Annotated in this window: 11 protein-coding genes; 8 read left to right on the forward strand and 3 right to left on the reverse strand. The window is 67.7% G+C overall.

The annotated features are described in order from the left end of the window. The first annotated feature begins 185 nt into the window (after positions 1-185). Positions 186-473 carry a response regulator gene (locus VFT73_RS15275; protein ID WP_414712782.1) on the forward strand — a complete coding sequence of 96 codons (288 nt, stop codon included), beginning with the start codon at positions 186-188 and terminating at the stop codon, positions 471-473. 452 nt (positions 474-925) lie between these two features. Continuing rightward, positions 926-1,660 carry a hypothetical protein gene (locus VFT73_RS03470; RefSeq protein ID WP_326408753.1) on the forward strand — a complete coding sequence of 245 codons (735 nt, stop codon included), beginning with the start codon at positions 926-928 and terminating at the stop codon, positions 1,658-1,660. Between the two features lie 9 nt (positions 1,661-1,669). Here VFT73_RS03470 and VFT73_RS03475 read toward each other — a convergent pair whose 3' ends face one another. Further along, positions 1,670-2,326 (reverse strand): hypothetical protein, encoded by a 657-nt coding sequence (locus VFT73_RS03475; RefSeq protein ID WP_326408754.1) that lies wholly within the window; start codon positions 2,324-2,326, stop codon positions 1,670-1,672. Between the two features lie 313 nt (positions 2,327-2,639). On the opposite strand from VFT73_RS03475, the gene VFT73_RS03480 reads away from it, so the two are divergent. Both VFT73_RS03480 and VFT73_RS03485 read left to right on the forward strand, forming a co-directional pair. Then, positions 2,640-2,864 carry a hypothetical protein gene (locus VFT73_RS03480; protein WP_326408755.1) on the forward strand — a complete coding sequence of 75 codons (225 nt, stop codon included), beginning with the start codon at positions 2,640-2,642 and terminating at the stop codon, positions 2,862-2,864. Positions 2,865-2,880: 16 nt separating this feature from the next. Beyond that, a complete protein-coding gene (locus tag VFT73_RS03485; protein WP_326408756.1) occupies positions 2,881-3,321 on the forward strand; it encodes a hypothetical protein in 441 nt (146 codons plus the stop codon). A 112-nt stretch (positions 3,322-3,433) separates the two neighbouring features. Here VFT73_RS03485 and VFT73_RS03490 read toward each other — a convergent pair whose 3' ends face one another. Both VFT73_RS03490 and VFT73_RS03495 read right to left on the reverse strand, forming a co-directional pair. Continuing rightward, positions 3,434-4,807 (reverse strand): class II 3-deoxy-7-phosphoheptulonate synthase, encoded by a 1,374-nt coding sequence (locus VFT73_RS03490; RefSeq protein WP_326408757.1) that lies wholly within the window; start codon positions 4,805-4,807, stop codon positions 3,434-3,436. 94 nt (positions 4,808-4,901) lie between these two features. Then, the gene (locus tag VFT73_RS03495; protein ID WP_326408758.1) at positions 4,902-6,701 is read right to left on the reverse strand and encodes a DUF885 domain-containing protein; all 1,800 of its coding nucleotides are present in this window, start codon (positions 6,699-6,701) and stop codon (positions 4,902-4,904) included. Between the two features lie 137 nt (positions 6,702-6,838). Between VFT73_RS03495 and VFT73_RS03500 the strand changes: the two genes are divergently transcribed. From VFT73_RS03500 to VFT73_RS03515, 4 genes are all read left to right on the forward strand, one after another. After that, positions 6,839-7,189: a hypothetical protein gene (locus VFT73_RS03500; protein ID WP_326408760.1), complete on the forward strand. Its 351-nt coding sequence runs from the start codon at positions 6,839-6,841 to the stop codon at positions 7,187-7,189. 100 nt (positions 7,190-7,289) lie between these two features. Then, the gene (locus tag VFT73_RS03505) at positions 7,290-9,695 is read left to right on the forward strand and encodes a TonB-dependent receptor (protein ID WP_326408761.1); all 2,406 of its coding nucleotides are present in this window, start codon (positions 7,290-7,292) and stop codon (positions 9,693-9,695) included. Positions 9,696-9,810: 115 nt separating this feature from the next. After that, positions 9,811-10,488 carry a Fe2+-dependent dioxygenase gene (locus VFT73_RS03510; protein WP_326408762.1) on the forward strand — a complete coding sequence of 226 codons (678 nt, stop codon included), beginning with the start codon at positions 9,811-9,813 and terminating at the stop codon, positions 10,486-10,488. Then, positions 10,485-11,534 carry a PepSY-associated TM helix domain-containing protein gene (locus VFT73_RS03515; protein WP_326408763.1) on the forward strand — a complete coding sequence of 350 codons (1,050 nt, stop codon included), beginning with the start codon at positions 10,485-10,487 and terminating at the stop codon, positions 11,532-11,534. The genes VFT73_RS03510 and VFT73_RS03515 overlap by 4 nt, the downstream gene beginning before the upstream one ends.

Genomic DNA, 11,534 nt, shown 5'->3' on the forward strand with positions numbered 1-11,534 from the left:
ACAGCTGGGCGGCGCGCTGCGGCTGGAGAGCACGCTTGGCGAAGGCAAATGTCCAGCTCTGGCTCCCCTGCGCGGCCGGGCGGCCCGAAGCCGGAGCGGAAGGGCAGGCGCCGCGCACCATCGCCGGTGCAGGCACTGCGCTGCTGGTCGACGACGAACCGCTGGTCCGCGCCTCGACTGCCGAGATGCTGGAGGATCTCGGTTTCTCCGTGATCGCGCTGGAATCGGCCGACGAGGCTGCCGCGCGGCTGGCCGGCGGACTCACCGTCGACCTCGTCGTCACCGATCACCTGATGCCCGGCATGACCGGCGCCCAACTCGCCAGAACCGTTCGTGCGACCGGAGCAGGAACGCCGGTGCTGATCATTTCGGGCTATGCCGACGCCGGCGGCATCGACGCCGACCTGCCCCGCCTCGCCAAACCCTTCCGCCACGCCGACCTCGCCGCCGTGCTGACCAACCTGATCGGCTAGCGGTTCCTGGGTCGCTGTCGCCGGACTCGGTCCGGCGCATCGGTGCGGAAATCCTCGAACGAGAAGATCGCCGAGCCGCTGTCGCCGAGCGGGACCAGTGCGGTGCCGAAAATGCCCCTCGTGCCGCCCGTGCCGATCACGCCGCCGATCTCTCCGTGGATGCCGGGGCTCGGCTTGCCCAGCGCGGCGTCGAATTCGGCCTCCTTCGCGCGGCGTTCGTTTTCGGCCAGGATGCGTTCCTTTTCCTCCGGCGAGAGGCGGCGGACGTCCGACTGACCGAAGCTCTCCGCGGTCTGCGCCGCCGCGGCCGAGGCGAGGCCGATGGCGACCAGGGCGAACGCGGAAAGGAAGCGCAGCATCGGAGAAGGCCTGTGCGTCCTGCGATGAAGGGCAGATGAACGAGGCGCGGACCCGTTGTCGCGCCTGCCGCACTGGGCTAGGCGACACTGGCGATGCGTTCCGCGTATGCCTTGCCGTCGGATCCGGATCGCTCCTTCTATCGACGACGCGCTCCCGCACTCGCGCTGACGCTCCTCGTCCATTTGCTCCTGCTGCTGATGCTGCTGAAGCTGTCGCCGCCGGACTGGGTGCGCCGCAAGCAGGACCTTGGCCCCATCACGTTCCAGCTTTCGCCGCCCGCTCCCAAGGCGGAGCAGCACAAACGAACGGCAGGGAAGGTCAAGCGAGCCAGCAAGGCGCCGCCGTCAGCGCCTAAGAAGCCGCCGCCGCTGCCGGTCCCCGCCATGCCGTTCCTGATCCCCGGCCTCGAGCATTTCGACCTGCGCCAGGTCCGGTCCAGCGCCACCGAGAGTGCCGCGGCCGATCAGCAGCAGGACAGCGCTGCCGCCTATGGGCCCGGCGAAGGCCCCGGCGGCGCGCGGCTCTATTATGCCGAATGGTATCGCGAGCCGACGTCGGCCGAGCTCTCTTATTATCTGCCGCCGGGCCGCGTGGTCGGCTGGGGGATGATCGCGTGCCAGACGGTCGAGCGCTATCATGTCGATAATTGCCGAACGCTGGGCGACTCGCCGCCGGGATCGGGGCTGGCGCGGGCGATCCGCCAGGCGGCGTGGCAGTTCCTCGTCCGCCCGCCTCGGATCGACGGCAAGCCGGTGATCGGCGCCTGGGTGCGGATCCGCATCGAGTTCACCGAAAATGGCGGGATCAGCAGCGCCTCGCAGCATTGATCGTTCGCGTCAGGCCTTCGGCCGCGGTTTCAGTCCGGTCGAGGCGATGTGCCATGCGCGCTGCTCGGCGGTGCAGCCGGGGACGTCGTTGCAGCGCCTGAGCGTCACCGGGCCTTTGAGCCGGAACGGATCGCCCGACTCCAGCCGGCCATAGGCGACCACGGGTACCTCGACATAGAGCGAGCCGGCGGCGCCCTCGATGCGGCCGGGCGCGCCGATCTCCGCATGATATTCGGCATATTTGTCGAAGCTGCGGGCAAAGGCGCGCGCGTTCATGCCGCTGGACCGCCCGCCGTCGGACCAAAGCGCCCAGGCGCGGCGGTAGCGGCCCTGCTCGATCAGCGCGTAATAATGCTGCACGACCTGGGCGGCGCCCTGCGCGCTGGTCTTTCCGATCGGCCCTTCGGGGATCGGCGTGCGATCGTCGGGCAGCCCGTCAGGTGTGCCGGGCGCCGGCGGCTCGACCGGAGGGGGCGTCGGGGCAGGGATCGGTGTCGTAGTCGGGATCGGTGTCGGAATGGGCGTGGGACGAGCCGTCGCCGATATGCTGGGCATCGGCGTCGGCGTCGGCGTGGTGGCGGAGGGTGTGGCGTCGTTCCGGTTCGACGGAGCGGGCGCGCTGCAGGCGGCGACCGCGGCGAGAAGCACAGGGGCAGCGTATTTCATGGCCTTCCAACTCGCTCTGTCCGCTCCGGCTCCCGCACACGTTGACTTCCCCCGCCGAAAGGCCATGTTGGCTGGGAGATGACGAGCGCTTTTTGCCTTTCACGCAACGAGTTGCATCCCGGGAGCAGCACGGCACGCCCCTCCGCCCCGGACCGCGCGGCCGGCTGAGCCGGACGCGGGCCGGGGGTTATCGCCGGGCGGGCCGAGGCTCGCCCTGATCGCGGCCGCTGCGGCCGCTCTTTCCGACGCCGATGGCATGCGCGCCCAGACGCTGCAGCCGCTTCGCGCGCGGGAAGCTGGTGATGGAGGCACTATGTCCGATCGTTTCCTCGTCGAGTTCGAGCGCCGGCCCGCAGGCGTCGCGGTGCGCGTTCCCGGCGGCTTCCGCTTTTTCGCATCCGACCCGGATTTCGGCACGCTGGAAGGCAACGTCTTCCCGCGCGTCCGCAGCCTGATGGCCCAGGTCACGCGGCGGGGCAGGGCCGTGCGGCGTCGGCGTGCGCCGGCCGCCCGCGGCTTGCGCCCGCGACCGTGCTGAGCCGGAGGGATGCGGGATGCTGGAAAGTCTTTCGCTGGCCGCGCACGGCCAGGCCGAGCTTTGGGCCGCATTGCACAAGGAGGCGCCGTTCCGCCTCGCCGAATGCGAACGGCACTGCCTGATCGCGCTCGCCCTTTCGGCCGACGATGATGTTGCCGCTCACCTGCTGCTGAAGAAGGTGAAGCTGGCGCGGATCTCCGACCGGTCGGAGCTGCCTCGCGATGTGGTGCGGCTGAGCAGCCGGGTCACCTATCGCCATGGCGGAGAAGCGGCTGCCCAGGTCCGGCTGTGCCACCCGTCCTCGATCGACTGCGAAGGGGTCGACGTCGCCAGTCTGCTCGGCGCCGGGCTGGTCGGGCTCGAGTCCGGGCAGTCGGTGCTTTGGCCTGGCGCGGATGGACGTTTGGCCACGCTCGAGGTGCTGGCGGTGGAGAATGGAGATTCCGATGGCAGATAATGAGCACTCGCCGCCTGTCGAGCCGCGGCGGACGGCACGCGTGATTCCGTTCCGGCGAGCGCCGGCGCGGCGGCCCGAGGAGGAACCGGAGCCGCCCAGCGCGGCCTGACGATCAGGCCGCGGCTTTGCGCCGCTCCGCGAGCTCCTGGTTCAGCATTTCGGCGAGCAGGAAGGCGAGCTCCAGGCTCTGCGCCGCGTTGAGGCGCGGATCGCAATGCGTGTGGTAGCGGTCGGCCAGGCTCTGCTCCGTCACAGCGACCGCGCCGCCCGTGCATTCGGTGACGTTCTGGCCGGTCATCTCGCAATGGATGCCGCCGCCGAAACTGCCTTCGGCGCGGTGCACGGCGAAGAAGCCGCGGACTTCGGCCAGGATGCGCTCGAACGGTCGCGTCTTGTAGCCGTTTGCGGCCTTGACGACGTTGCCGTGCATCGGGTCGCAGCTCCACACGACCGGATGGCCTTCCCGGCGGACGGCGCGGACCAAGGGCGGCAGCCCGGCCTCGATCCGGTCATAGCCATAGCGGGTGATCAGCGTGATCCGGCCCGCCTCGCGTGCCGGATTGAGCGCATCCAGCAGGCGGATCAGCGTGTCAGGCTCCAGGCTCGGGCCGCATTTGATGCCGATCGGGTTGCCGATGCCGCGCATGAACTCGACATGCGCCGAGCCTTCGAAACGCGTTCGGTCGCCGATCCAGAGGAAGTGCGCGCTGGTGTCGTACCAGTCGCCGGTCAAGGAATCCTGCCGGGTCAGCGCCTGCTCATAGGGAAGCAGCAGCGCTTCGTGACTGGTGTAGAAGGTCGTGCCCTTCAGCTGCGGCACCGTTTCGGGATTGATCCCGCACGCCGCCATGAAATCGAGCGCCTCGCCGATCCGGTCAGCCAGGTCCGTATACTTCTTGGTCCAGGGGCTGCGGCCCATGAAATCATGGGTCCAGCGATGGACCTGGTGCAGGTTCGCATAGCCGCCCTGCGCAAAGGCGCGGAGCAGGTTCAGCGTTGCCGCCGACTGGCTGTAGGCTTTGACCATCCGCTGCGGATCGGGCGTGCGGCTTTCGGCCGTGAAGGCGATGTCGTTGACGTTGTCGCCGCGATAGCTGGGCAGCGAGACGCCGTCCTGTTCCTCCATGTCGGCCGACCGTGGCTTGGCGAATTGGCCCGCCATCCGGCCGACCTTCACCACCGGCAGCTTCGACGCGAAGGTGAGGACTACCGCCATCTGCAGGATCACGCGGAACGTGTCGCGGATATTGTTCGGGTGGAACTCGGCGAAACTCTCCGCGCAGTCGCCGCCCTGAAGCAGGAAGGCCTTGCCTTCCGCGACCTCGGCGAGGTCGCGCTTCAGCTCGCGCGCTTCGCCGGCAAAGACGAGCGGGGGATAGTGACGCAGCTCGGCCTCCGCGGCGGCCAATGCCGCGGCGTCGGGATAATTCGGGAGCTGGCGAGCCTCGTGCGCGCGCCAGCCGTCGGGAGTCCATTTCCGGGCCATGATCCTTTCGCAATTGCGGAAAGGGGCCGGCGATGCAAGCGAAGTCCGTCTTTGCGGCAGTATACCTCCCCTCCCTAGAAGGGAGGGGAAGTTATTAGACGTACCGGTTGCGCACCACGCGCTCGAGAACGCTGAGCGGCATCGCGCCGAGCTTCAGCACGTCGTGGAACTGCTTCAGGTCGAAGCGGTCGCCCTGGCGCTGCTTCGCTTCGTCGCGCAGCCGCGCCCAGACGGTGTGGCCGATCTTGTAGCTGCAAGCCTGGCCGGGCCGGATCGTGTAGCGGTCGATCTCGCCCTGACTACGGCCGCGGGCGATGCCGGTATGCGCCATGAACCAGTCGGTCGCCTGCTCGCGGCTCCAGCGCTTCACGTGCATGCCGGAGTCGACCACGAGTCGCGTCGCGCGGAACAGGAACGACTGGAGATAGCCGACGCGGCCCAGCGGATCGCCGTCGAACATTCCCATCTCGTCGGCCAGCTGCTCGGTATAGAGCGCCCAGCCCTCGCCATATCCGGAAAAGAAGCTGCGGCGGCGGATCAGCGGGATCTCGGTGGATTCCATCGCCAGCATCACCTGCATATGGTGACCGGGCACCGCTTCGTGGTGAGACAGCGTCGCGAGCCCGAATTTCGGCCGGTCGAACGTGTCGCGCAGGTTGATGAAGTAGATGCCGGGCCGCGAGCCGTCGAGCGTCGCGTTCTGGTAATAGCCGCCGGGGGCGCCCGCCTGGATCGACGGCGGCACGCGGCGGACCTCGACCGGCGCCTTGGGCAAGGTTGCGAAGGCTTCGGGGAGCCGCTTGTACATCGCCGCGACTTGGCCGCGCAGCTGGTTCAGCAGCGCTTCCTTGCCTTCGTCGGTATTCGGATAGAGCTGGTCCGGCCGCTTATTGAGCGCGACGAGCCGCTCGCCGACCGTGCCTTGGCTCATGCCTTCGCCCTTCAGGATCGTGTCGATCCGCCCCTCGATCTCGGCGACCTGCTCCAGCCCAAGCTTGTGGATCTCGTCGCCGGTCATCGACACGGTCGTGTAGCCCTCGGCAGCGACGGCGTAATAGGCTTCGCCCTCCGGCAGCCGCCACACGCCGGCGTCATGCGTCGCCTTCGCGCGCAGCTCGCGGACCAGCGCGCGTTGCCGGTCGAGCGCGGGGAAGACCTGTTCGCGGACGATCTTTTCCGCCTCGGCGGCGCGCTCGGGCGGCAGCTTCGCGGCTGCCAGCTTCTGCGCGAATGAGGCGACCATCACCGTCTTCGCCGGCTCGACATCGCGGACGTCGCCCAGCAGCTTCAGCGTGGTGTCGAGGATATAGTCGGGCGCGAACACGCCTTTGGCGGCATCGGCGCGCTGGCGGCCGGTGTCGTTGTCGACCGCCTTCGCCATCTGCGACAAGCGAGCGAGATAGGCGTCGGCATCCGCCGCGTTCGTCACCCTGTGCGCATTGTCGAGGAAATCGGGAATGTCCTGATAGGACCCGTTCTGCTGGCTCAGGATATAGGGCGAAAAACCGTCGCCATAAGGAAAGCGCGATCCGGCGATGGTGCGGTCGAGCTGATACTGGACGACGTCGTAATCGACCTGCGCATCGGCGCCGAGCCTGGCGCGATCGATCTTCGCAAGAGCTGCCGATTCCGCCTTGGTGCGCGCAAGGTGGCGCGCCTGGCCCGCTGCCGAGTTGTCGCTGAGCCGGCCACGCAGCGCGGCGCGCTCGCCCTTGTCGAGGCCAAGGCTGGTCGCCTGCTCCGGGCTGTCCTGCAGCCGGTCGTAGAAGAAGCGGTCGAGCAGCGTCCGCAACTCGGCGTCGGCGGCCCCCGGCGCGGCCTGCGCCAGCACCTTCGGGGCCAGTCCGATCGTCGCAAGAGCTCCGCTCGACAGAAGAAATGCGCGACGATTCATCAACCTGGCTCCATCAAATGAAGGGAATGACGCTTCCTGCCGGGACGGGACGGGACACGCAAGCGCGGTTTCGCTACAGCTCCGGAACGGGATGCCGGCACATGCGCTTGGCCTTGCCGATGACGAGGAGAGTTTCGATGGATTTGCGTATTGCGTTCGCCGCGGCGGCCCTGGCTCTGACGAATGCGCCGGCGGCGGCGCAGACCGCCAATGATGACGTAAAGTGCCTGCTGGCCTCCAATCTGTTCGTGAAGGCCGAAAAGGACCCGGGCAAACACCAGGTCGCGGTGCTTTCCTCTTATTACTATCTCGGGCGCGTCGATGCGCGTCTGTCTGGAACGCAGCTGTCGGCCGCGCTGAAGGCGCAGGCGCCGACCATCAATGCCGAAAATGCGGGTCCGACGATGACCGCCTGCGCCAAGCGCGTGCAAGGCGCGGCCACTGCCATCCAGGCGCTCGGCAAGTCGATCACCGGCGCACCGAAATAGGGGCAGCGTTCCCGATCGCGCGATCGGGCTTGACTCTAATGAGAATGATTAGCAATAGCGAACCCTAACAAGCGCAACAGCGCGAAAAGGGGTTCGTTTCATGTCTGCACGTTCCGTCGCCGCTGGCGGCGCTTATCTGGCTTTGGGGTGCATCGGTTTTCTGGCGACGGCACCCGCCGCTGCGGCGGGCGCTGCCGATGCCGCCGATCCGACGATGCTGGCCGCGGCCGAGGCGCAGTCGATCGTCGTCAACGGGCTGTACGGTCAGGAACTGGAGAGCCCGAAGGCGGTCGCGCCGTTGCTCGACACGCCGCAGACCGTCACCGTCATCAGCGACCAGGTGATCCGCAAGCAGAACCTGCTGACGTTGCGCGACGCGCTTTCGACGATCCCCGGCATCACCTTCGGCGCGGGCGAAGGCGGAGGCGGCTATGGCGACAGCATCAACCTGCGCGGCTTTTCGGCGAACAACGACCTGACGCAGGACGGCGTGCGCGACAGCGCGCAATACAGCCGCACCGATCCGTTCAACCTGCAGCAGATCGAGGTCTATAACGGTGCCAATTCGGTGTTCAACGGCGCCGGATCGGTCGGCGGCACGATCAACCTGGTGTCCAAGACGCCGCAAGCCGGCGACCTGACGATCGTGCAGGGAAGCCTTGGCACCGACGACTATTATCGCGGCTCTGTCGACTCCAACTGGCGCGCAAGCGACCTGATCGCGCTGCGGCTGAACGCGATGATCCACCGCAACGACGTGCCGGGCCGCGATGTCGAACGCTACAAGCGCTGGGGCGTCGCGCCGGCCGTGACAATCGGCATCGATGGCCCGACCAGCCTGACGCTCGCCTATCTACACCAGAAGGATGACAACACGCCGGTCTACGGCGTGCCATATTTCAGGAACCAGCTGAACGACGGCCCGCTACCGGGCACCAGCCCGACCGACTATTACGGGTATCGCAACCTGGACGAGCAGGACATTCGCGTCGACCGGTTGACCGCCACGCTCGGTCACGATTTCGGCAACGGCATGAGCCTGCGCAACCTCGCGCGCTGGCAGCGGGTCGGGCAATACAGCCAGACGAGCGCGCCGCAGGGCACGTTCTGCCTTGCCGAAACCGGGCGGCAGCCGGTTTCCGCCGCCGCGAACGACAGTGTCGGCGCACCGTGCCCGGCGGGCCTCATGCCCGGCTTGTGGCAGCCCTCCGGCCCGCGCGGGCTGGTGCGGGACCAGGAAAACCAATTGCTCTACAACCAGGCCGATCTGCGCTGGAATACGGGCGAGAAAGGGCGGCTGTTCAACACGCTGGTGATCGGCGCCGCCTTCACCTGGGAGGATTATCAGATCGAGACGGCGTCGCTGCCGCGGAACGCCGACGGCTCCGCCGTGACGCTGCCGGTCGAACAGATCGTCGATCCGGTTACGGTCTATGCGGGGCCGGTCAACTACACCGTTACCGCCCGGTCGAAGAACGAGAGCCGCAACCGCGCGGTCTATCTGTTCGACAATCTCGAGATCGGGAAGTTCGAGCTGAACGGAGCGGTGCGTTACGAGCAGAACCGTGCGCAGTTCCGCGCGATCCCGCTGCCCGTCTACGCGCCGGGCGCTCGCGTGCCGACGGCGGCGGAACTGGCGGTTCAGCACAGCAGCGAAGACCTGTTCTCATACCGGATCGGGGCCGTGTTCAAGCCGGTCGAGACGGTCAGCCTCTATGCCTCGATGGGCAATTCGAAGACCCCATCGGCGGCGACCGTGCGGCTCGACTGCGGCAGCGGATCGGGCGCCAGCTTCGCCGTTTTCTGCGACGTGGCACCGGAAAAGGCACGCACCTACGAAATCGGCGTCAAGGCGGACCTGTTCGGCGGTTTGCAGGCGACCGCGGCGCTGTTCCGCAACGAACGCACCAATTTCCGCGTGCCGTCCAACGATCCCGCGCAACCGGCGGGCCTGCAGGTGCTGGACGGTCGCTCGCGCGTCGACGGCCTCGCGCTGGGGCTGACCGGCACGATCGCGGATGGCTGGACCGTCTTCGCCAACTACACCTATCTGGACAGCAAGGTGCTGCAGAGCGTCTCCGACACCTGCCTCGCCACTCCGGGCGCGGACTGCCGCAACAGCGCCGCCATCCCTGACCCGCAACGCGGCGACGATCTGATCCAGACGCCGAAACATTCCGGCAGCCTGTTCACCAGCTACCGATTCCCGTTCGGGCTCGAGCTCGGCTACGGCTTTACCTATCAGGGCAGCTTCGCGCTCAACCAGCGGACGCTGTTGCAGCGGACGCAATACCGGTCGGACGACTATCTCGTGCACCGGATCTACGTCGCCTATCCGTTCGCGCCGGGGTTCACTGCCCAGCTGAACGTGCAGAACGTGACCAACGCGCATTATTTCACGTCGATCCGCAACAATGTGAACGCGACCAGCGGTATCGTCACCGGCGGCTGGGCCGCGCCGGGCGAGGCGCGATCGGCAGTGTTCAGCCTGGTGTATAGTTTTTGAGCCGGTTTCGCATTTTTCGTCATGCCGGACTTGATCGGGCATCCACCTTCTTCAAACCTCGCCGGGCAAGCAGGTGGACCCCGGATCAAGTCCGGGGTGACGAAGGAGTTCACCGATGATGATCGCTATCCCCGACGTCTTGACGCCCGAGCAGGTGGCGCGGGTGCGCGCGATCGTCGACGCGGCGGAATGGGTGGACGGCAATGTCAGCTCGGGGCGGCAGGCGGCGCTGACGAAGCGCAACGAGCAACTGCCCGATGACAGCGCGGCGGCGCGAGAGGCGGGGGGAATCGTGCTCGATGCGCTCGGCCGCACCGCGCTGTTCATCGCCGCGGCGCTGCCGGCGAAGGTGCTGCCGCCGATGTTCAACCGCTATGCCGGCGGCCAGGCGTTCGGCACGCATATCGACAACGCGATCCGCATCCGCGGCGACTTCCGGATGCGCGCGGACCTTTCCGCGACCGTGTTCCTGGAAGAGCCCGACGCCTATGACGGCGGCGAGCTGGTGGTCGAAGGTGCGTTCGGTACGCAGCGCGTGAAGCTTCCGGCCGGGCATCTGGTGCTCTATCCATCGTCGAGCCAGCACCGGGTCGAGCCGGTCACGCGGGGGGCACGTACCGCCAGCTTCTTCTGGATCGAAAGCATGGTCCGCGACGACGCCGCGCGGCGCAGCCTGTTCGAGCTGGATGGCGCGATTCAGGCGCTGGGCGCGAAAGTGGGGCAGGGCGATCCGGCGATCGTCCAGCTGACCGGCGTTTATCACAACCTCTTGAGACGGTGGGCGAACAGTTGAGCAAGGTCGAGCTGAGGAACCTCTGGTTCAGCGTACACAAATGGATCGGGCTGCTGCTCGCGATCCTGATCATCCCGCTGAGCCTCAGCGGATCGGCGCTGGTGTGGCACGATTGGCTCGACGCGCAGGTGAACCCGGCGCGTTACGCAGTCACTGGCCCCGCGGCGCTGCCGCCCAGCCGCTATATCGCGGCGGCCGAGGACGTACTGGCGCCTGGCGAGCGGATCGCGTCCCTGCGCTATCCGGAAGGCGCAGGTCCGGTGGTCGTGACCGCCGCGGCAGCAGACGCGGGGCCGCGGCAGCGGACCAACGTCTATCTCGACGGCGCGACTGCGCGGGTGCTCGACAAGGCGGGATCGAACGACGGCGCGGTGCGAGTGCTGCACCGGCTGCACGGCACGCTGATGGTGCCGGGCATGGGGCGGCAGATCGTCGGCTGGATCGGCGTCGCGATGCTGACTTCGTCGCTGACCGGGCTGTGGCTCTGGTGGCCGCTGACCGGCAGCGTGCGCCGCGGCTTCCGCTGGAAGCGGCGGCCGCAGTTCGACGCCAACCTCCACCACCAATTCGGCTTCTGGGTGTGCATACCATTGGCGATGCTGAGCCTGACCGGCGCGTGGATCAGTTTCCCGGCCTTTTTCGGATCGCTGTCCGGCGCGAAGCCGCCGCAACGGTCCGCACCCTCCGCGCCGCTCGTCGAGACGGCGCAGCGGGTGGACGATGTGCTGCAAGGCATCGGCGGGAGAGCTGTCGCGGTCACATGGCCGACGGATAAGAGCCCGGTCTGGAAGATTGCGCTCGAACAGGGCGAGGCCGAAGCGGCGGATGCGAGCGGCGCGGTCACAACCCGTCCGCCGCGGCCGGAGACGCTCGCGCGGACGATGCGGCGCTGGCACGACGGCACCGGCATGGGGCCGGTGTGGCAGGTCGTGATCTTCCTGGGCGGGATCATTCCAGCCGTGCTGGCCGTGACCGGCGTGACGATGTGGATCGGCACACGGCGCTGGCGCAAGCGGCCTGTGCGAAAGCTGGCGGCGGCGGAGTGA

Origin of the sequence: Sphingomonas sp. (assembly GCF_035758555.1) — a bacterium.
Taxonomy (GTDB): Bacteria; Pseudomonadota; Alphaproteobacteria; order Sphingomonadales; family Sphingomonadaceae; genus Sphingomonas_B.